This window comes from Hansschlegelia zhihuaiae, assembly GCF_004103825.1.
GTDB lineage: Bacteria > Pseudomonadota > Alphaproteobacteria > Rhizobiales > Methylopilaceae > Methylopila > Methylopila zhihuaiae.
This window is the reverse complement of sequence record NZ_RYFI01000002.1, coordinates 171,621-190,095: the sequence shown is the minus strand read 5'-3', so window position 1 is coordinate 190,095 and position 18,475 is coordinate 171,621. Positions and strand designations below refer to the sequence as shown.

Genomic DNA, 18,475 nt, shown 5'->3' with positions numbered 1-18,475 from the left:
TCGGCCTTACCGACATGGCCGTAGGCCCAGGCCCGCGCCGCCGCCTTCAGTTTCCCAGGCGGGCCGCCTCGCCGTTCATCGCCGCCGTATAGGCCTCGTTGACCGCGATCCGGACCGGGGCGCGCCGCCACGCCTCCGCGAAGCTTTCAGGCGTGAAGGCGACAGACTTCCCGCTCACGTCCTGGACGTCGCGCCAGCCCTTGCAGACGCGCCTCATCAGCTCGTCATTGGCGTCCTCGCCGCTCCGGCCGGCGGCGCGAGCGTCGTCGAAGATCTTCTTCGTCTCGTCGCGCGAGAGCAGCTCGAACTGCATCTGGAAGGTCTGCTCGTCGAACTGGCCGGGCTTCTCATTGCTCGGCCAGCGGACCGTGACGGGCCACCAGAACAGCGAGGTTTGGTCGATGACGAACATGCGGGCCGCCTCCTCAGCGGAAGGTCAGCGTCAGCTCGTCATCGCCCTCGTCGGGCGTGAACATGAGCGGAAGGCTGTTGTTGGTGATGCCTTGCGTCTGGCCGACGGTCGGCCGGCCGATCTGCACGGCGGGCGCGGAGATCTCGCAGATGTTCCCGGCCACCGTGCCGTGCTGGACCGCGATCGCGCCCTTGGCATGGGACTTCGAGATGCCGATCCAGTTCTTGCTCGCGACCGAGACCGCCTCGACGACCGCGGTTCCGGTCGCGCTGCGGTTGACGATCTCCATCGTGTCCCTGCCGATCAGGAGGCGCGGCTCGACCTGGTTGCCGAGATTGAACGCGAAGCTCTCGGCGACGCAGGGCGTGCCGTGGATCGAGAACACCGGCGAGTTGTCCTTGGAGACCGGCAGAGGATCCTGGAAGCCCGCGTGGTCGACCTCGGGCAGGGCGACGTCGGCGATCGCGCCCATCAGCCCCCAGAATTCGAACTGGAGACGCGGGATGCGCTTCGGCGTGTAGGTGGCGAGCTGGACGTTGCCCCGAGCGCCCAGCAGGATGTGGTTCACCCCGTCCATGTTCCAGTAGATCGACGCGGACTCGTAGCCGGAGGAGACCGGCAGGTAGTCGACCTTCACGCCCGCCGAGATGACCTCGGCGAGGCCGCAGGCGCGCAGCGCCGGGCCGAACGCGGGCGCGTCGCCGGCCGCGCCGGATCCCGCGAGCTCGATCGAGCCCGAGACCTTGGCGAAGTTGCCGACCAACAGCACGCCCTGATGGCCGAGCCACGGGAGATAGAGCTCGCGCGCCTCCTCCTCGCCCTGGAACGGCTCGATCGAGACGTTGGTCATGAGCAAGGCGTTGGCGGCGATCGGCGCCGAGTCGACGCCGTAGGTGGTCTCGCCTTTGAGCAGCGTCGCGAGCTTGCGGAAATAGCGCGGCATCGGTCAGGTCCCCTTGCCCTTCGCCGCGGGCTCTTCGGCTGGCGGCTGCTCGAGCTTGTCGGGCGGCGAGTAAGTCGCCGCGCTCTTCGACTTCTCGCCCGGCCCGGGCGCAGGCTTGGTGGCCTCGTCCTTCGGATCGCGAGCGACCTTCCCGTTCTTGTCGGCCAGGTAGCGGCCGCCCGTGCGCACCGGCATCGGGACTCTCCTCGTTTCAGGCTCTGACGGTGAAGGCGGTCGCGAAGGTCATCTCGACCGTCACGTAGCCGCCGGCGGCGCGCACCAGGCGCGCGCCCAGATAGGTGACGACGTCGTCGGCCCCGGGCGGCGTCCAGCCGATCAGGCTCTCCCGAACCTCGGCCTTCAGCGCCTCCATGTCGTCGGCGCCGGTCGCGCCGCGCGCGTCCGAGACGTCGCTCGTGGTGACCACCACCTTGAGGTCGCCCTCGACGCGCTGGCTCACGCCGTTGACGCGTTCGTTCTCCTCGGCCGCCTCCTCGTCGAGGAACACGCAGGCCGCCGGCGTCGCGGTCGGGACCTCGGTCGCGAGCGCGGAGAGCCGCTCGACGCCCTCGACCAGCGCGAAGGTCTGCGGGATCGCCTCGAGGCGCGCGATGACCGCCCCGACGATCACGGCTGCGCTCCGATCGCCCGCGCCTTGTGGTCGGCGACGATGGCGAGGATCTCGGCCTCGTCGGTCGGATCGACGCCGAGATACGGCCGCGCCGGGATCGTGATGGTCCGCGCCCCGACCTCGAACGTCACCTCGCGGCGCGACTTCACGCGGGTCGACGCCTTGGCGAAACGATGCCGCGATCCGTAGCGGATGATGGCGCCGTCCTTGTCGACCTTGCGGCCCGCGCCGTCCTTGACCAAGCGCATCACGGCGGTCTGCTCGCGCGCTTCCTGCTTCACCTCGCCGCCGAACTGGTGGATGGCGGCGTAGGCGAGATTGGTGCCGACCCGGACGCCGCCCCCGAACGCCTGGCTGACGATCGACGAATAGAGCCGGTTGCGGTCGCGCAGCAGGCGCGGCGGCCTCCGCTTCGGCGGCATGCGCTGCAGCGTCGACTTGGCGAACGGCGCCCACTTCTGGCCGCCCGGGCCGGTCTCGGCCTCGAAGCGCCGCTGGGTCGCCGTCACCATGTAGGCGCCGATGTCCTCATACATCGCGCGCTCCTGCGCGCCGGAGCCGACCGCGTCGTTGATCGCCGCGCGGATCGCCCTGTCGTCGATCGTGACGCGCGCGCCCTCGGCCGCCATCAGACGTAGCCCTTCATCGAGCCCTGGGTGAGCGTGCGGTCGCCCGAGCTCGAGCGCACGGCGCCGCCGCCGGCAGGCTCCGGCGGAGGGACGTTCGACCCGAGGTCGAGCGCCACCGCTCCGGTCGAGACGAGCTCGAGCCAGTCGAGCGCGCCCTTGTAGTTCCGGTGGACGAAGCCCTTCTCCTCGCTCGACTCGTCGCGGATCGTGTAGCGGGCGATGTCGCAGATCTTGTCGACGAGCACGCGCGGCGTCGCCGGCAGCGGCAGCTCGTAGACCTTGCGCAGATAGCCGTCGGCGAGGGACGACGCGCCATCCAGGGCCTGCTCGACCAGCGCCTCGTCGATCGTCGACGGCGGCTTGTTCGTGCGGTCGGTGCGCTGAACGAGTTCCTTCGCGCCGAACCGGTCGATCAGATCCTGGAGTGTCGCGTAAGCCACGAGGTCAGACGTCCTCGACGATGATCGCCGGATCCGCCTGCAGCGCTGCGATGTCCGCGTCGGTGAGATCGCCCGCCGACACGAAGGCCGCCGCCGTCGACCAGGCGCGCCCGGCGCGGCGATGCCCCTCGCGGGTCGCGCGGATTCGGAGCCATGGTCCCTTATCGGGGTCGAGCGCGAACTGGGCGTCGAGCTCGGTGACGGGCGGCAGAGCGCGCCCTTCGGAAAGCGCGCGCAGCCCGCCCCACAGGCGACCGGCGGTCCGGACCGTCGTGTCGAGCCAGCGACGGTGGTCGTCGCCCTCGAGCGTGCCCTGGCCCCGCACCGGGTCGATTGGCGCCTGAGCGAGCTCTGCGCGGAACAGCTCGAGGTCGGCCGCTGGCAGCAACGCCAGGCGCGCGTTGAGCGACAGGATCTCGGCGTTCGAAAGCCCTTCGAAACGGGCTTCAAGCGGACGTGGATCGTCGAGGAAGCCGGAGCCCGGCAACGGATTGACGGGCGCCTCGGCGATCGCGGTCGCGGCTTCGGCCGCCGGCGTCGGCAGCGGCCGCCGACCGGCGAGCGCCTCGCCGATGCTGCGGTCGATCGCGCCCTCCAGGGTGTCGCCACCATGACCCGAGACGGTATTGGCCGCGCCGCCCAGCAGCGTGTCGCGGAGGCCGCCCGCGATCGTGTCGGAAGCGACCCCGCCAGGAAGCGAGGCCGCCTCGCCGGCGAGCGTATCGCCGCCGGTTGCGGAGGCTACAGTCGCCCCCGCCTTGGGCGCGGCCGCGGCAGTCTTGGCGGCCTTGCCCGTCGGCGCTTTCGCGCCCCCTGAGGTCTTCGTATCCATCGTTTTCCCTTCCGTCGGCTCAGGCGAGCCAAGGCACCACGACGAGCTCGGCGGTCCCCGCCCAGGGGTTGCTCTCGCCGCCATTGACCAGCTGCGACTGCAGGAGCCGGCGGCCGGCGCCCTCGAGGGACGGCGGGACGATCAACTTGTTGGGCTTGAGGCCGAGCGGGCGGCCGAAGTCGCCCTTCATCCCGGTCATGGCGACGCGCGCGGCCTCGTAGGAGGTCGCGTCGAGCGTCTGCTTCGAGCCGAAGACGAGCTGCCAGAAGCCGTAGCCCACGTTGCAGCGCGCATCGACGCCGTACTGGAATTCCTTCCGGTTGAAGACGTTCTCGTCTTCCTCCCGGTCGCGCCGCACCAGGGTGAAGGGCTTCCGGGTCTGGTAGATGATCGGCTTGATGGTCCGCGAGGCGTCAAGCAGGTACCAGGCCGTGCCGGCTCCCCCGCCGGTGTTCGACACCGAGACGATGTCGCCGGCCTCGTTGCGCACCGGATGGTCGGTGTCGAAGAAGTACTGCTTGTCGTAGCAGAGGGTGGAGAAGCCGGCCTTTAGCAGCGCCCAGACCAGCTGATCGGGGAACACCGCCGCGGAGCGCCCGAACTCCTGCATCAGCGGGTTGTAGATCCCGATGTTGTCGTCCTCGATGTCCTCGCGGTTGACCGCGATCGTGCCCTCGAAGGGCCGGTTGCGGATGAGGTACTCGAAAAGCTCGAGGTTCTGGATGACGCGGTCGCCGATCCACTCGCGGATGTTCGGGAACTGCCCGATCCAGCCATACTCGTTCGCCCTGGTGGTCGACGGGACCGTCATCGCCACTTCGGCGTACTGAGGCGCGACGCCGGCGAAGCCGCCCTGGAAGGCGGTGTTGAAGCCCGTGTAGAGCGAGCGGAGATTGGTGCCGTTGACGAGCATCGGGGGCGCCTCAGTGCTTGATCCAGACGCCCTTGTCGTCGACGTCGAAGATGACGCCGGCGGCCGAGCGGGTGTTGGTGCCGTTGGTCTTGGCGACCGTGTGGTCGTCAACCGCGTAGGCGGTCGCGCCGATGTCGGCGCGGGTGATGGCGTCGCCGGAGGCGGAGTTGTCCCAGCGGAAGATGCCGGTCGCGATCCGGCAATTGACCGCGCCGTCGGCGCCCGCCGAATTGTCGACGGTCTCCTCGGCGCGACCGAGGATCTTCAGGGTGGTGGCGGTCGACGCCGGGACGGCGAAGCCGTCGGCGCCGACCGCCGCCATGGCGCCCTGGAAAATCTTGGTGGATCCCTTGACGCCGGGCTCGCGGATGTCGCCCGAGCGGGTGACGGTGTGGCGGGGTGCGGTGAGCGCGGCCATCAGACCCTCTTCTCTTCCTCGAGCTTGCGGGCGGCCGCGAAGGCCTTCGGATCGACGCCCATCAGGGCGATGACCTGGTCGTCGACCTCACTGAGGGCGGGCTCGCCCTCCTTTGGCGTCGGCCGCGGGCGGGCGCCCTGCAGCGAGACCATCGCGCCGATCTCGGTCTCGACGCGCTTGGCCTCGTCGGGCGAGGCCATGTGGCGGGCGATGTAGTGGTCGCGCAGCGGCACGATCGGCTTGCCGGCCTTGATCGCCGCGTCGACGAACGCCGTGGCGCGCTCCTTCGTGATGCTTTCGCCGAGCTCCCTGAGCTGCGACTGGAGCGCCGTCACGGTGGCGGCCGGAACATGCTTCGCGGGATCGCGCAGCTCCTGGACCGCCTGCAGCGCGACGGCCGGCGCCGCGTCCGCCGCGAGACCGAGCGCCGCGTTGATCGGCTTCAGCGCCTCGGTCACGGCCTTGGCGCCGGCGGCCTGGACGCCCTGCAGGGCGACCTCCGTCGCCGCGCCGGCGTCGACGCCGAGCGCCGCGGCGATCGCCGCATGAGTGGAGACGCGGGCGGCCTGGCCCTTGACGGCCGCCAGCACGGCGGCCTCATCGGCGCTCTCTGCCAGGCCGAGCGCCTGGCGGAGCTGCGGGAGCAGATCCATCGAATGTCCTTGCTGGCTGTGGAGGGCGACGAGACCGCGGAGGTTCGCCATGTTGACGAGCGAGGCGCGGGCGACGCCGACGACCTCCCCGTCCTTGCGGTGGACGAGCGCCGGCGAGATCTCGCGATAGGCCTTGCTCGTGACGAGGCGGGCGCCGGCCGCGGTCCACTCGACCTTGCCCCAGAGCCCGTCGTCCCGGGCCTGCAGGCCGACGATCCAGCCGCGCGCCGGCGACGGGCCGCCTTTCGGCGCCGCGTAGTCGATCGCGTGGTTTTCGCAGATCGGCAGCCGCGAGCCGGAGACGAAGCTCGCCGCGACCTTGGCGGCGTCCGGCATGCGATAGGGGCCGCGGCCGTCGACGGTGGCGACGTCACCGGCCGGGACGAGGTGGATGAACTCGGGCGCCTTCGGATGCGCCGCGTCGCCGGCCGCGGGAAGCGGCAGGGCGGCGCAGAGCGCGATCTCCGTGGCGGCGGCGTTCGACATGGCGCCGAAACTGCCCGAACCGCCGCCGCGCCGTAATTCGCAAGCCTGTTGTGAGGGAGCGGGGCGAACCGCGTCGGTCGCGGCGAAGCCGCGAAGGCGGGGATCGTCTCCCCGAGGCTTCGCCGTTAAACCGGTTTTGAAACGGCTAGAACGGCCGAAGCGCCCCCCTCAGGCTACATCGCCCCGTCGCATGGCGGCAATGGGCCCTCTACGGGCCTCCTATTGGCTCGAGCGGCGGCGCGGTCTATCTTGGGCTTGGCCGCCGAAGCAGCGAGGAAGTCGCTTTCGCGGAGCGCGCCGCCGTCGAGCACACGACGCGCGGCCTGTTCGACCGGGGATGTTGCGCGCCCCCGGCGGCCGCCTCTCAAAAAAGCTTCAGCGACTCCGTCTCCGGCGTCCCGTAGCCCTGCGGCGGGATCGTCTTCTCGAGGCTGGCGCAATCCGGCCGAGACCCGCAGACGCGGCAGGACAGCCGCTTGCGGACCTCGCCAAGCGGGAAGCCGCGCGGCAGGCGGTTGAGCATCACGGTCTTGATCTTGCGGCATGTCGGACAGCCGACCATCAGCCGGTCCCAGCCCTGGGCGGCGGCTTCGGCGGCGGTGGTCGGGATCATGCGCCAAGATCTAGCGCGGCCGCTTCAGTCCAGCGAGCCGTCGATCAGCTCATAGGCGTTTTGGTCGCGCAGCACGCGCGTCTCGACCATCCCGCCCGACCGGATCGAGTTGCTGACGACCGTCACGCGCCCGACATCCGGCGCGCTTGCCCGCTCGACATAGTCGATCTCGACGACGAGCTTCGCGAGCCGCTCTTCGGCCTCGACGTCGAACACGTAAAGCAGCTTGCCGCTCCGCCGGTCGAGCAGCACCGCCGAGGCGCGCCCCAGCGTCTCCGGCAGGCGGAGCAGCGCGGCGATCGGCGGGGCGGCGCCGCGCGACGCCTTGAAATCGCGCAGCATGTGGCGGACCGCATCTTGCCGGACTGTGATTGCGGCCGAGGCCGGCGCGATTCCGCGCGCCTTCAGCCCCGAGAGGATGGGCGGCGTCATCGCCCCGACGGTCCAGGTCGAGCGGTTCACGCGGTCGCCGTCGACCACCTTGGTCGCCCATGTCTCGAACTCGTCGGCGAGCGGCCGCGCCGGCCAGGCCGGATCCGCGGCCGCCTGAGCCGCGAGCTCGGGCGGCGCTTCGACGAGCTTGTCGGCGAGGACGACGGCCCGGTGGCCTTCCTTGCCGGGGTTGTGCGCCCAGCCCGGGTCGATGCCGATCGGCACGTCGACCACGTCGCCGGTCGCGCGGATCCGGTACTGGCGGACGCCCTCATCGGGCGGCGGCGCGAAGGCGAGCTCGCCGCGCATGCGCTCGACGTCGCGGTCCGAGAGGCTCTGCAGCGTGCAGCGGCAGTTCCAGCCGCAGGGCGGCGCCCAGCGGTCCCAGTACGGATCGTCGACGCGCAGGCAGAGATTGTGCCGGCGGGCGTGCTCCGGCCGGGTTCGGCCGTCCATGACGGCGACGTAGCGAAGCCAGGGCCGGGTCGCCTTGTTGCGCTCGAACGCCGCCCAGGCGCCGGCCGCGTAGGAGACCCTCAGATTGGCGTCGAAGATTGTCCGCAGCCGGCGCATCGAGCCGAGCTGGACGCCGTCCTCGGTGCGGCCCCACCAGCCCTTGAGCTCGAGCTTCGGCTGCAGCTCGGACGCGAAGTCGCGGAAGGTCGCGCCCTCAGCCAGCGCCCGGGTGAGCTCCTGGTGGATGTCCGCCAGGATGTCGAAGCCGGCCGAGCGCGCCACCGTGAAGGCGTGGGCGTGCTCGGCCTGCCATTTCTCGGTCCAGTGCTCTGTCGGATCGAGCCGCCGGCCGCGCGCGGCGAGCGCCGCGAGCGCGTCGATCGGCGCGACGGGCTCGAGCTCGGGGACCATCTCAGGCGAGCGGTTCGCGCGCGGCGCCCGAGATCCCGGCCGCGAAGGCGGCGCGCGCGAGGATCTCGCCGAGCTTCGACGCATCCATCGTCGCGAGCTGCTCGGCGAGGATCCGCGTCGCCTCGTCCATCGACGTCGCGGCCGCGAGGCGCGCCTCGAGCCCCGCGATCATCGGCGCGACGAGCTCAAACCCCTGGTCGGCGATGATCCGGTCCACCATGGCGTCGATCGCATCGGCCGGGCGGCCGAGCTCGGGCGCCTGCAGGGCCGTCCTGGTGGCCGCCGGCGGCTTCGCCTTAGGATCCTTCTCCGAGCTTTTCTCGGGACCTTCCTTTGGGTCCTTCTCCGGATCGCCGTCCGCTTTCGGCGCCACGGGCGGCGTCAGGATCTCGGCGTCCTTGGGCGCGTCCGGCAGGCCAAACTTGTCGCCGACCACGGAACGCTCGACGCGGCCGCCCATCGCCACGAAGGTCGGCAGGAAGTCCTTCAGCAGACTGAGGTCGATCGTCTCCTCGCGGCCGATCTTGAGCTTGGGATACTTCTTCTGCGGCCCGAAGTTCAGACCGATCATCGGGGGGATCAGGTCGCGGTTGAGGCAGGCCGCGAGCGCCTTGGCGTCGGCGCGCTCGATGTCCTCCTGGACATTGCGATGCGTCTTCCCGACCGCATGGCCGCCGGCGATCGCGTCGGTGGTGCCGGTCTGGCCGAGCACCGCCTTCGACATCTGCTGGTCGAGCCAGTCGCAGCGCTTCAGGTAGAGATCCGACCCGGCGCTGACGTTCTTCGACTCGACGAACTCGATCAGCATCGATTCCGGGATAATGGCAGCGCAGTCGCCGGCGATGTTCGCAACGGCCCGGAACAGCGTGTCCTTGTCGTCTTCGCTCGCGCCGGGGCCGTATTTGCCGACGCGCACCGGCTGGCCGAAGGTCTGTGTGAAGATCGCCCAGTCGCGATTGGTGAAGGCCTTGAACATCCAGGACCACACCGCGAGCCGACCGATGCCCGAACGGACCGGCAGCCCCGACTTCGCGCGGATCTTCGCGACAACGTAGCAGCCCGCCTCGAGCGGCTCCTCGCCGGTCTCGGTCCGGAGCAACGGCGTCGTCCCGTCGCGGCGGTCCGGCATGAAGAAGCGCGGGTCGCAATGCTCGAGGCGCTTGGCGTCGAACTGGCCTTCCGACGAGTCCCAGATGATCTCGGTGACCGAGTAGCCCTTGCCGATCGCGTCGAGCATGTCGAACAGCTCGTCCTGCAGTTCGTCGCGCTTCAGCCATTCGCGGACGAAGTCCGCGTGCTTGACGCTCTCCGCGTCGTCGGCCGCCGCGTCGATCGTCACGTCGAGCTGGGAGACCGAGCGCTTCCGCGTGCCGAGCACGCCGACATAATGGAGGTCGCGTTCCTCGACGGCCTCGGCGAGCTCCAGATAGCGGAGCGGGTCGCCCTGATCGGCCGCGCGCAGGATGCCGGCGACCCGCCCCGGCGTCAGGCCGTCGCCCGGATAGCCAGTGAGCACCGAGCGGACGCCGGTCAGCGTCGGGCCGGCCTTCTCGCCCACCAGGCGCTCGCGGCGGAGCGGCCGGCCATAGGCGTCGACGAGCTGGGTGCGTTCCGCCATCAGATGCCTCCCCCGCGGAGCCGCGCGCCGAGCGGCGGGCGGAACATGCGCGCATCCGACCTTCGGTCGTCGGCGTCGAAATCGTCGTCATAGCGACCGGGGGGGCCGGACAGGCGGTTCATGCCGGTGACCGGCCGGTAGCCATATTCCGTGACCGGTCCGCTCGCGGCGTGGATCCCGAGAAACAGCGCCCAGGTGCGGTCGGCGTGGTCGTCGTCGCGCTCGGCCACGAAGCGCGGCGCGCCGGTCGCCGAGGCGACCCGGCGGAGCTTGTGGAGATCCGCGCGGTAGGGCGCGTCGCCCATCGGGATCCGGACCGTCCGATCCTCGAAGGCCTCCTTGCCGCTGGTCGCCATGATCAGCTTGGACGGCCCGGTGAACAGCACGCCCTCCACCCGGGTCCCGTAGCGGCGCTGCGCGTCCTCGACGACCTTCTCGCCCATGCCGGTCTGGTCGACGCAGGCGCGCGCCACCAGGTAGCGGCGCATCACCTCGTCGAATGCCTCGTCCATGTCGGCGAAGCTCTTGCGCTTCTGCTCGATCCGCTCGCGCTCCCAGAGCACGTCGCCGACCTGCTCGAGCACGGTGATGACGTGGAGGTCGTTGCGCCGGCCGATGTCGCGGCCGACGAAGCACGGGCCGCCCTGGTACTGGGCCGGGTCGCCGGCGCGCTCTTCCTCGCAGGACGTGATCAGGTCGTAGCTGAGCCAGGCGCTCGCCTCGTCGAGATACTGCAGCTCGTATTCCTGCGCCCAGGCGTCCTCGTCGGCGATGCCGGCGCGCAGCTCCTCAATGTTCCGGGGCAGGCCGTCGGCGACGGCCTGGTAGATATCGACGACGTGACGCGACCAGGTTTCGTCGTCGGCTGTGTCGATCTCGTAGAACTTCCCGGACTTGCCGTTCGGGGTCGACGTGACGCGGAGCTTCCAGCCCGCCGAGATCACCGGAAAGAGCGCCTTCCAGATCGCGTGGCTGTCCTTGTGAAAGGCGAACTCGTCGAGGAAGACGTTGGCCGAGAAGCCGCGGGCGGTGTCGGGGTTCGCGGGCAGCGCCGTGATGCGGCCGCCATAGGGCAAGTCGACCTCGAGCGCCCGGTAGGAGCCCTCCTGGCCCTGCCAGTCGTACTCCCGGGCGTCGAGCGCGATCTTGTAGGCCTGAGCGTGCCGCTTGACGCCTTCATCCATGGCTTCGCGCGCCTGGCGCTCGCCGCGCGATAGGATGACCCAGCGCGTCCGTCGCTCCTGGACGGCCGCCTCATAGCCGTCGTCGACGACCTCCAGCGTCGTCGTGAAGGTCTTGCCGGTCTGCCGGGCGAACTTTCCGAGTTTGAAGCGCGATTTATCGAGCAGCCAGCGTCGCTGGTAGCCGTAGATTTGAAGCGCTGGGCGAGACGTCGCGGTCACGCCGGCGGCGCCTCGAACACGCCGTAGACGTCTTCGCGGATCTTCCGCAGCATTTCGAGCTTGTCGACCGGCTGCCCGGTCTCTTCGGCGTTTTTGACCAGGGTGTCGATGGCGGCTGCGGCCTTCGCCTTCTCCTCGATCCGGATCTTCTGCCTGCGCTCGGTCGACGCCTTCTGGCCCGTGGTGATCGCCGAGAAGGCGCGGGCGATGTCGAGCACCTCCTTCGTCGAACGGTCCTCGCCGTCCGACACCAGGTCGGCGATCGTCATCTTGATCACCTCGCCGAGTGCGACCGTGTTCTCGTCGACCTTGTCGGCCGTGAACTCGTCCGCGAGGCCGGCGAAGATCTCGCGCGACATCGTGATCTTCCTGCGGAGCGCGGCGAGCCGCATGGATCTGCGGTTGAACGCCGACTTCGAGATCGGCCCGACGCCGAGAGCTGCGAGCCGATCGTTGAGCTCGAAGCGGATGTCCTCCTGGCTGCGCTCGCGCTTGTTCAGCTCCTGGATGGCCCACACGATCTCGCTCTGGGCGTGATCGGGGACGAGGTCCATGGACGACAGGCGGCCGCGCCCCTCCGTCTCATTCATCGCCGTCACCTCAGGGTGGGACGCTTGACGCCGTCGATGACGCTCCGCCGCGAGACGTGATCCATGCCGGCCTGGGTGAGCTCGCAGATCAGGAAGCCGTTGCGATCCGTGACGCGCACCGCGCCGAGCTCGCCGAGCTTGCGGATCTGGGTCCGGACCCATTCGCGCGAACGGTTATGGCCCCAGAGCTCGAGCACGTCCGTGACCGTCGACTCGTTGAGGGTGTTGTTCACCTGCGCGGAGAGCTCGCGCAGGATCACGAGCCGGGCGTCCTCCTCGAGGTGGCGGGCGAATTCGGTCGTCATGCGGATTCCCTGCTAGGCGTCGTCATCGACGGCGCCGCGAGCGGCGGCGGCGACTGGTTGAACAGGAAGCTCTCGATCCGATCGACGCTGCGCAGCACGGCCATGCTGCGCTCGCCATGCTGCTCGACGATCCCGGTCAGGTGGATGAGGCCGCGATCGATGTTGTGGACGTCGTCCTTGGTCGGCAGGTGCTTCACATGGCTTTCGAGCTCGACGACGCGGTCCTCGATCTTGTCGAGACGCCCGTCGAGCTCGGCCACCCGAAGATCCGTGCGCTCCAGCGCCCTTTTCGGGGCGGTGCGGTTCCACACCCCGAACATGACGCCGAGACAGGCGACGCAGAGCGTGATGACCACGATGATCACGAGCGCCGATCGAAGGGTCTGCTCCTCCATCAACTTGCTCCCGGCGCCGGCGTTTCTGGGACTTCGATGGCGCCCGGCGCGACCGACCCATCGCGCACCTGGCGCAGAAGAGCGGTGACGTTCCGCAGTTGGTTCCGCACGAGACCGAGTTCGACGCGCATCTCGGCGCCGTCAGCGGTCAGCACGGCGTTGTCCCTGGAGAGCCGATCCATGCGTTCGAACAGCCGGGCCTCCCGGGCGTCGCTCCGTTCCAACGCCTTGAGCAGCCTTTCCTGAAACGATCCCTGCTGCTCGACCGCCTTGGCCTGCTGCTCGCCGACGCGATCCTCCCGGCCGATCCCCCGCATCTTCATCAGCAGCGCGAAGCCGCCGACGATCGCGACCGCGAGGTTTGCCAGCCAGCCGCCGGCGCCGACGAGCTTTTGAGCGAGATTCCATAGGTCGGCGAACGCCTCCATCGCTCACTCGCGCAGGCGCGAGACGTAGAGGGCCGTGATCAGTGCTCCGAAGCCGATAGTGACGTAGGTCGGGGCCCCGGTGACGAGGTGAGGCGCAAACGTCGTCCCCACCACGAGCCAGAGCCATCCCGAGGCGAACAGGGCGACGACGCGCAACACCTTCAGCCGCCAGGGGCTCGCCATGCCGATGGCGTGCGCCAGGCCGATCATCGATAGGATGGCGACCCAGGCCTCGCGATTGATCGTCCTCATCAGCGCGAACTGCGTCGCGTCGAGCACGGCCGGGTTCGCGATGAACACCGCGACCCAGCCGAAGGCGATCGCCATCAATCCGAGGTCGATTCCGAGCGCGGGCCGGGAGAACAGCCAGCCGACGAAGCGCAGCACGCCTTCGAGACCGCGATCGATGCGATGGGTCATGGATCGCTCCGCTCGATCGGCGCGCGACGCATGGGCGTACATGGCCTCACCGGACCGTCTTGGTGGCCCGGATCCGGCCGATCACGGCAATGACGCCGCCGACGCCAGCGAAGATCGCCGCTCCAGCGCCCACGAGCTCGGACACGTCCGCTTCCGTGACGGTCAAGCCGAGGGCTCCGCCGCCGATGCCCACCAATGCTCCGAGAGCTCCCGCCCAGATCGTGAGCGACGACTTCTTGGACTTCGAACCCTGCAGGGTCATGGCGTTGGCCTCCTCAGCCGAGCTGCGCGATGGCGGTGTCGAAGGCCGTCCAGGTCTTCGGCCCGACGATGGCGTCCGGCGCGAGCTGGCGGCCCTTCTGGAAGGCGATGACGGCCGACCGGGTCATCGGGCCGAAATCGCCGTCGACGACGAGCGCGGGCTTCGCGCCAAGCGCGTTGAGGCCGCTCTGCAGCGACTTCACGGCCTCGCCCTTCGAGCCGAGCTGCAGGGTCGGCCCGGGCGCCGCGGCGGGCTTGGCCGGACCGCCGATGGGGAGCGCAAAGCCGGCGGGCCAGCGATAGCCGAGCAGGCTCGACTTGGCGTAAGCAGCCTCGGTCACCGCGTTGGCCTGGTTGCCGCCGAGCACGCGGATCGTGGTCGCGGTCTCGCCGAGATAGAAGGCGACATGGCCTTCCCAGCTCGAGGAGCCGCGCTTGAAGACGACGATCGCGCCCGGCGCCGGCTTGGTGAGGGCTGCGCCCCAGTCGAGATAGGACCGGGCGTTGAGCTTGCCGGTGCCCGAGATCCCGATCTCGGCGAGCTTCGCGCCCACGAAGGCCGCGCACCAGGCGGTCTCGTCGTCCTTGACCCAGGCGGCGCCCGACTCGGCGAAGAACGCGACGACCCGCGGCTCATGGCGGGAGCCGACGATCTCCTTGAGGCCGAGATCCTTGCGCGCGGCGGCGAGCCAGGGGGCTTCGGTCATCGACAGGCTCCGGCGCGATTCGAAAGGGTTTCGAAAGCGGCTCGATCGCCGCTGGTCGCGACCAGAGATGCCCGAACGGGCGGGCGGCCGTAATTCGCAAGCCTGTTGTGAGGCGCGGATCAGAACAGCCGGAGCTGGCGGGCGCGGAGGGCGGCCCGCAGGCCTTCCGGATCGGCGTCGCCGAGATACTTCCGCACCGTCACGTCGCTGACGTGCAGGGTGCGGGCGATCTCCGAGGTCGACGCCTTGTCCGACTTCATCTGCCGGGCGATCCAGCGCCGATCGGTCGGCACGCGAACCTGCGATCGGCCGGACCGCGCGCTGAGCCGTTCGAACAGCGCGCGGGCGGCGCGCTCGCCGATCAGCTCGACGACCGGCGATCCTGATCTCGGATTTGCCGAAAGAGCAAGATAGCCGCCACCGAAGCGCAGCAGGAACCGCACGGCGAGCTGCCGCCCCATGGCGTCGACGTAAGCCGCGAGATTCTCGGGCACCGGCGGCTCGGGATAGCTCATGGCGCCCCGTCGAACAGCGGCGCGGCGGCCGGCGCGCACCAGCGGCGGATGTCGGCCTTGGTCTCCAGGCGCTTGCGGCAGGGCGGGATGAAGGTGATGGCGGGCCCGGCAGACGCCCGGAACGTCTCGGGGTTCATCCAACCGATCCAGGCGTACGACGTCGCCGAGCTCGCCTTCGGATCGTAGCGCCCCTTCACCATCGGCACGCGCTCGACGAACGGCGCGAACACGTCGGGCGGATAGAACGAGAACAGCTTCCGATAGCGCTCCTCGCTCTCCAGCCAGCTGGTGCGCATCAACAGGAAGAGGCCTTCGAAGCGCCAGCGCGAGAGGACCGCGAGCGCGATGTCCAATGCGATGTTGAAGGGCGGGTTCGTGATGACGAGGTCGGCGCGGTTGTCGTAGATCACGCCCGTCTCGAGCACGTCGGCGAGGCGGTAACCGCGGCCGTAGTCGAAGATGTCCGAAGCCTCGACGTCCCCAAAGCTCTCCTTGAGGGTTTCGGCCATGTGGCCTTCGCCGCAACATGGATCCCAGGCCCGCATCAGCTTGGGCTCGAAGCCGTTCGGCTCGAGCACGTATTCGACGAGCGCGCGCGTCGCCCAGGGCGGCGTCGGGAAAAAGTCGAGCGACGTCGGCGGCTCGCGCCGGCTCGCCATGATCGCCCGGGCGCCGCGCGGGAGGGTCACCGGAAGCACCTCCGGTTCAGCCGCGGCACGCCCGTCCGCTCGTCGACGAGCGCCGTGACGATCCGTCCCTCCTTGAGCACGAAGCGTACGCGCCCGACGGCGACGTCGAAGTTTTCGAAGCCCTGCAACGCCGCCGCGTCGCGGCCATGCGCCGTGGCGACCGCGATCTGGTGGCGGATCAGGTCGACGTCGACGTCCCAGGCGCGCTCGAGGAAGCGCACCACGGCATGGTCGCTGACGAGCTCACGCGCGAAGGCGACGTCGCCGACCTTCATCACCCCCTCACTGCTCATCGAGCTCGAGCTCCCTCTGATAGGATCCTGGCTGCCGGCGCTCCCGCGCGGCCGCGCGCTGCGCTGCCTCGACTTCGGCGGCGAGCTGCTCGCGCATCAGCCGCCGAAGCCGCGCCTCGAGCTCGAAGGTCGGCTGACGCCGCCACCCCGTCCTGCGCGCCCTGATCAGCGACTGGAGCGAGACGATCTCGGCGAGGCGCTCCATGGCTCATGCGCCCCCCGACTTCGCCGCCCGCGCCTGGCGCAGCCGCGCGCCGGCGCGCTTGATCAGCTCGTCGAGGTCCGTCGCCCCGCGCGGAAGGCCGTAGCGGCCGGGGAACTCCACCTGGTTGGGATCGACGCCGAGCGGCGTCAGCGCCCGGCGGATGGCGAGATAGACGGCTCGCTTCGCCCCGAGGCCGGAGGCGTCCTCGTCCCCCCAGGCCACTTCGGCCTTCCGCGAAAGCCAGCTCTTGAGCGCCTCGACGACCTTGCGGGCGTCGGCCGGGTCGCGCAGCCACGCTAAGTTCTGGATCCGCGTCTGGCGCTCGACGAAGGCGACCATCGCGGTGTCGGAGCGGTCATGCACGACGCCGAGATGCCAGCCCGAGATCCACAGCGCGCGGATCTTGCCGGCGTAAGGGCCGTCGAGCTTCAGGGCGCCGCGCGCGCGGCTCTCGCGCGCCTGCGGCAGCTCCTGCAGGCGGTCGATGACCTTGATCGCCCCGCGGATGTCGAGCTCCTTGACCGAACGCTTGCCGGTCTCGCGCTCCATCAGGTCGCGGCGCATGTCCTCGTCGAGCCCGGCCTGGCGCGCGAGCTTGTGGATCATGCGGATCTGGCCGCCGGACGCGGGCTGGGTCATTGGTCCAGCCCCAATTCCCTGGGCGTCAGCGCCCGCCAGCAATGCCCGTCGGCTTCGACCAGGCCGCGCCGCTTCATCCGCTGCATCGCCCGCGAAACAGCCGCTCGCGAGAGACCAAGGCGGGACGCGATGATGTAGGCGGAGCACCAATGTCCGGAGGCGCACAGGATCTCGTGGACCCGCACCTCTTCCGAGGTGCGCTGCTCGGCGAGGGTCGCAGGCTGGATCATCCGCGCCGGCTCCATTCCCAGAGGAAGACGGTCGCGCCGTCGGGGATCTCGACCGGCGGCAGACGCCGGCACCGCACGGTCCCGTAGGTTTTCGAGCCGGGGCGGCGAGCCTTGAAGGCGAGCACCTCGTAGGCCGTGCGGCCGCGCGCGGTCTTGAAGTAGACGCCGGGCGTCGGCGCCGGCCCCTGCCACCAGGTCACGCCGAGGGTGCACTCGCTCATGGGCGGCGCTCCGCGCGCCGTGCGGGATGACGCATCCACCAGCGACGGCGATCGCGGCCGTGCGATGCCCAGAGGACCCGGCCGCAGCCGACAATGAAGGTCTCGCGCTCGAAAACAACGGGCTGCTCACACAGGAGGCGGGTCTTCACGGTGTCGAACCTGTAGAAGTCCAGCACCCCGCCTCGACGCAGCCGATCGGTCGACGCGCAGTAAAACGTGCTCCACAGCATCTTGCGATACTGCGCGTCGTAGAAGATCACGGTGTTGAGCAGGCAGCAGTATGGTCGCGCGAGGGTCGGCGACGGCGCGTTCGTCTCAAGCGGTTCCCATATCGTCAGGATCCAAGGTCGCGGGCGCACCACGAGACAATCGCTGACGTCCGCCGGTTCACCGCTGAAGGGAGCCCATTTTTCGGCGACCAGGCCGCCCGCCTCGCCGCAGGGCGCGAGCTCGTCGCGGAAGTAAGCGTCGCTATGACGGCTGCGCCGAGGAAGGCGCTCGCGGAGGGTGTGAACAGACGCCATCAGCCCGCGGCCTCCCTGAGGCGCCGCTCGGCGATGTCGAAATAGGCCGGCTCGACCTCGATCCCGAGATAGCCGAGCCCGAGCTCGAGGCAGGCGAGGCCGATCGGGGCCGAGCCCATGAACGGATCGAGCACCGGCCCGTCCATGATCGCCATGACGTCGCGCATCAGCGCGATCGGCTTGCCGGCGATGTGGCGCTTCCGCTTGTCCACGCAGTGGGTGAACACGCCGTCGGCGACCTGGCCGGCGAGCTTGCGCGGCCCGTTCGTCCCCCAGACGAGATATTCGGCCTGGTTGCGGTAGCGGCCGAGCTGCGGCCGGCCGGCGCGCGTCTTGTCCCAGACGACCAGGCCCCGCCACACCCAGCCGGCCGCCTGGAAGGCGTCGGTGGTGACCGGGAGCTGCCGCCAGTCGGTGAAGACGGCCCCGAGGCCGCCCGGCCGCACGGCGCGGCGCGCGGCCAGCATCCAGAGCGTCGACCAGGCCAGATAGGAGCGCTGGTCCCGGGTGTCGCCCTGGAACTCGGGGTAGAGGCCGCGATGCTCGGACGTCTGGTATTTCGAGCTGGTCGACTGCGACCGGTCGGAGCGGAAGGCGCCGCCCGATGAATAGGGCGGGTCGGAGAATAGCGCGCCGAACGAGCCGGGCGCGAGCGCCCTCAGGTGCTCGAGCGCGTCGCCCTCGAGGAGCGTGGCGGAGCCGATGATCGCGGAACGCATGACTCGTCCTTCACAGGACGCTCCAGGCGTTCGCAGGCGGGCTC

Annotated in this window: 30 protein-coding genes; all 30 read right to left on the bottom strand. The window is 69.9% G+C overall.

Annotated features, from left to right (window positions below; all coding sequences use genetic code 11):
- Positions 1-46 precede the first annotated feature (46 nt).
- Positions 47-412, bottom strand: a complete 366-nt coding sequence (locus tag EK403_RS03270; RefSeq protein WP_128776072.1) for a hypothetical protein — start codon at positions 410-412, stop codon at positions 47-49.
- 13 nt (positions 413-425) lie between these two features.
- A complete protein-coding gene (locus EK403_RS03265; RefSeq protein ID WP_128776071.1) occupies positions 426-1,355 on the bottom strand; it encodes a phage tail tube protein in 930 nt (309 codons plus the stop codon).
- A 3-nt stretch (positions 1,356-1,358) separates the two neighbouring features.
- Entirely contained in the window at positions 1,359-1,550 is a 192-nt protein-coding gene (locus EK403_RS03260) for a hypothetical protein (protein ID WP_128776070.1), read from the bottom strand.
- A 16-nt stretch (positions 1,551-1,566) separates the two neighbouring features.
- Positions 1,567-1,986, bottom strand: a complete 420-nt coding sequence (locus EK403_RS03255; protein ID WP_128776069.1) for a phage tail terminator protein — start codon at positions 1,984-1,986, stop codon at positions 1,567-1,569.
- Positions 1,983-2,615, bottom strand: coding sequence for a phage virion morphogenesis protein (locus EK403_RS03250; protein WP_128776068.1), 633 nt, complete (start codon positions 2,613-2,615; stop codon positions 1,983-1,985). The genes EK403_RS03255 and EK403_RS03250 overlap by 4 nt, the downstream gene beginning before the upstream one ends.
- Complete coding sequence (locus EK403_RS22155) at positions 2,615-3,055, bottom strand: gp436 family protein (RefSeq protein WP_164919483.1); 441 nt, start codon at positions 3,053-3,055, stop codon at positions 2,615-2,617. The genes EK403_RS03250 and EK403_RS22155 overlap by 1 nt, the downstream gene beginning before the upstream one ends.
- Positions 3,056-3,059: 4 nt before the next feature.
- Entirely contained in the window at positions 3,060-3,887 is an 828-nt protein-coding gene (locus EK403_RS22150; protein ID WP_164919482.1) for an HI1506-related protein, read from the bottom strand.
- A 19-nt stretch (positions 3,888-3,906) separates the two neighbouring features.
- Positions 3,907-4,800, bottom strand: coding sequence for a Mu-like prophage major head subunit gpT family protein (locus tag EK403_RS03240; protein WP_128776066.1), 894 nt, complete (start codon positions 4,798-4,800; stop codon positions 3,907-3,909).
- 10 nt (positions 4,801-4,810) lie between these two features.
- Positions 4,811-5,218, bottom strand: a complete 408-nt coding sequence (locus tag EK403_RS03235; protein ID WP_128776065.1) for a hypothetical protein — start codon at positions 5,216-5,218, stop codon at positions 4,811-4,813.
- A complete protein-coding gene (locus EK403_RS03230; protein WP_128776064.1) occupies positions 5,218-6,357 on the bottom strand; it encodes a phage protease in 1,140 nt (379 codons plus the stop codon). Before EK403_RS03230 ends, EK403_RS03235 begins: the two co-directional genes overlap by 1 nt.
- Before the next feature lie 364 nt (positions 6,358-6,721).
- On the bottom strand, positions 6,722-6,970 hold the full coding sequence (locus tag EK403_RS03225) for a hypothetical protein (RefSeq protein WP_128776063.1): 249 nt from the start codon (positions 6,968-6,970) through the stop codon (positions 6,722-6,724).
- 24 nt (positions 6,971-6,994) lie between these two features.
- Complete coding sequence (locus EK403_RS03220) at positions 6,995-8,269, bottom strand: phage head morphogenesis protein (protein ID WP_164919481.1); 1,275 nt, start codon at positions 8,267-8,269, stop codon at positions 6,995-6,997.
- 1 nt (position 8,270) lies between these two features.
- Positions 8,271-9,887, bottom strand: coding sequence for a DUF935 domain-containing protein (locus EK403_RS03215; RefSeq protein ID WP_128776061.1), 1,617 nt, complete (start codon positions 9,885-9,887; stop codon positions 8,271-8,273).
- Entirely contained in the window at positions 9,887-11,290 is a 1,404-nt protein-coding gene (locus tag EK403_RS03210) for a terminase large subunit domain-containing protein (protein WP_128776060.1), read from the bottom strand. Before EK403_RS03210 ends, EK403_RS03215 begins: the two co-directional genes overlap by 1 nt.
- Positions 11,287-11,880, bottom strand: coding sequence for a phage protein Gp27 family protein (locus EK403_RS03205; protein WP_128776059.1), 594 nt, complete (start codon positions 11,878-11,880; stop codon positions 11,287-11,289). The genes EK403_RS03210 and EK403_RS03205 overlap by 4 nt, the downstream gene beginning before the upstream one ends.
- Before the next feature lie 5 nt (positions 11,881-11,885).
- On the bottom strand, positions 11,886-12,185 hold the full coding sequence (locus tag EK403_RS03200; RefSeq protein ID WP_128776058.1) for a VpaChn25_0724 family phage protein: 300 nt from the start codon (positions 12,183-12,185) through the stop codon (positions 11,886-11,888).
- On the bottom strand, positions 12,182-12,580 hold the full coding sequence (locus EK403_RS03195) for a DUF2730 family protein (protein ID WP_128776057.1): 399 nt from the start codon (positions 12,578-12,580) through the stop codon (positions 12,182-12,184). The genes EK403_RS03200 and EK403_RS03195 overlap by 4 nt, the downstream gene beginning before the upstream one ends.
- Complete coding sequence (locus EK403_RS03190; protein ID WP_128776056.1) at positions 12,580-13,008, bottom strand: hypothetical protein; 429 nt, start codon at positions 13,006-13,008, stop codon at positions 12,580-12,582. The genes EK403_RS03195 and EK403_RS03190 overlap by 1 nt, the downstream gene beginning before the upstream one ends.
- 3 nt (positions 13,009-13,011) lie before the next feature.
- Complete coding sequence (locus EK403_RS03185) at positions 13,012-13,428, bottom strand: hypothetical protein (RefSeq protein WP_128776055.1); 417 nt, start codon at positions 13,426-13,428, stop codon at positions 13,012-13,014.
- Between the two features lie 46 nt (positions 13,429-13,474).
- A complete protein-coding gene (locus EK403_RS03180; RefSeq protein ID WP_128776054.1) occupies positions 13,475-13,690 on the bottom strand; it encodes a hypothetical protein in 216 nt (71 codons plus the stop codon).
- 13 nt (positions 13,691-13,703) lie between these two features.
- Positions 13,704-14,396, bottom strand: coding sequence for a C40 family peptidase (locus EK403_RS03175; protein WP_128776053.1), 693 nt, complete (start codon positions 14,394-14,396; stop codon positions 13,704-13,706).
- A gap of 119 nt (positions 14,397-14,515) precedes the next feature.
- A complete protein-coding gene (locus EK403_RS03170) occupies positions 14,516-14,911 on the bottom strand; it encodes a hypothetical protein (protein ID WP_128776052.1) in 396 nt (131 codons plus the stop codon).
- Positions 14,908-15,600, bottom strand: coding sequence for a DNA methyltransferase family protein (locus EK403_RS03165; RefSeq protein ID WP_128776051.1), 693 nt, complete (start codon positions 15,598-15,600; stop codon positions 14,908-14,910). The genes EK403_RS03170 and EK403_RS03165 overlap by 4 nt, the downstream gene beginning before the upstream one ends.
- Entirely contained in the window at positions 15,597-15,893 is a 297-nt protein-coding gene (locus tag EK403_RS03160; protein ID WP_128776050.1) for a hypothetical protein, read from the bottom strand. The genes EK403_RS03165 and EK403_RS03160 overlap by 4 nt, the downstream gene beginning before the upstream one ends.
- Complete coding sequence (locus EK403_RS03155) at positions 15,883-16,098, bottom strand: hypothetical protein (protein WP_128776049.1); 216 nt, start codon at positions 16,096-16,098, stop codon at positions 15,883-15,885. Before EK403_RS03155 ends, EK403_RS03160 begins: the two co-directional genes overlap by 11 nt.
- A 3-nt stretch (positions 16,099-16,101) precedes the next feature.
- On the bottom strand, positions 16,102-16,737 hold the full coding sequence (locus tag EK403_RS03150; protein ID WP_128776048.1) for a regulatory protein GemA: 636 nt from the start codon (positions 16,735-16,737) through the stop codon (positions 16,102-16,104).
- Positions 16,734-16,967, bottom strand: a complete 234-nt coding sequence (locus EK403_RS03145; RefSeq protein WP_164919480.1) for a MarR family transcriptional regulator — start codon at positions 16,965-16,967, stop codon at positions 16,734-16,736. The genes EK403_RS03150 and EK403_RS03145 overlap by 4 nt, the downstream gene beginning before the upstream one ends.
- Complete coding sequence (locus EK403_RS03140; protein ID WP_128776046.1) at positions 16,964-17,188, bottom strand: hypothetical protein; 225 nt, start codon at positions 17,186-17,188, stop codon at positions 16,964-16,966. Before EK403_RS03140 ends, EK403_RS03145 begins: the two co-directional genes overlap by 4 nt.
- The gene (locus EK403_RS03135) at positions 17,185-17,712 is read right to left on the bottom strand and encodes a hypothetical protein (protein WP_128776045.1); all 528 of its coding nucleotides are present in this window, start codon (positions 17,710-17,712) and stop codon (positions 17,185-17,187) included. The genes EK403_RS03140 and EK403_RS03135 overlap by 4 nt, the downstream gene beginning before the upstream one ends.
- Positions 17,712-18,431 carry a DNA-methyltransferase gene (locus EK403_RS03130; protein WP_128776044.1) on the bottom strand — a complete coding sequence of 240 codons (720 nt, stop codon included), beginning with the start codon at positions 18,429-18,431 and terminating at the stop codon, positions 17,712-17,714. The genes EK403_RS03135 and EK403_RS03130 overlap by 1 nt, the downstream gene beginning before the upstream one ends.
- Positions 18,432-18,475 lie beyond the last annotated feature (44 nt).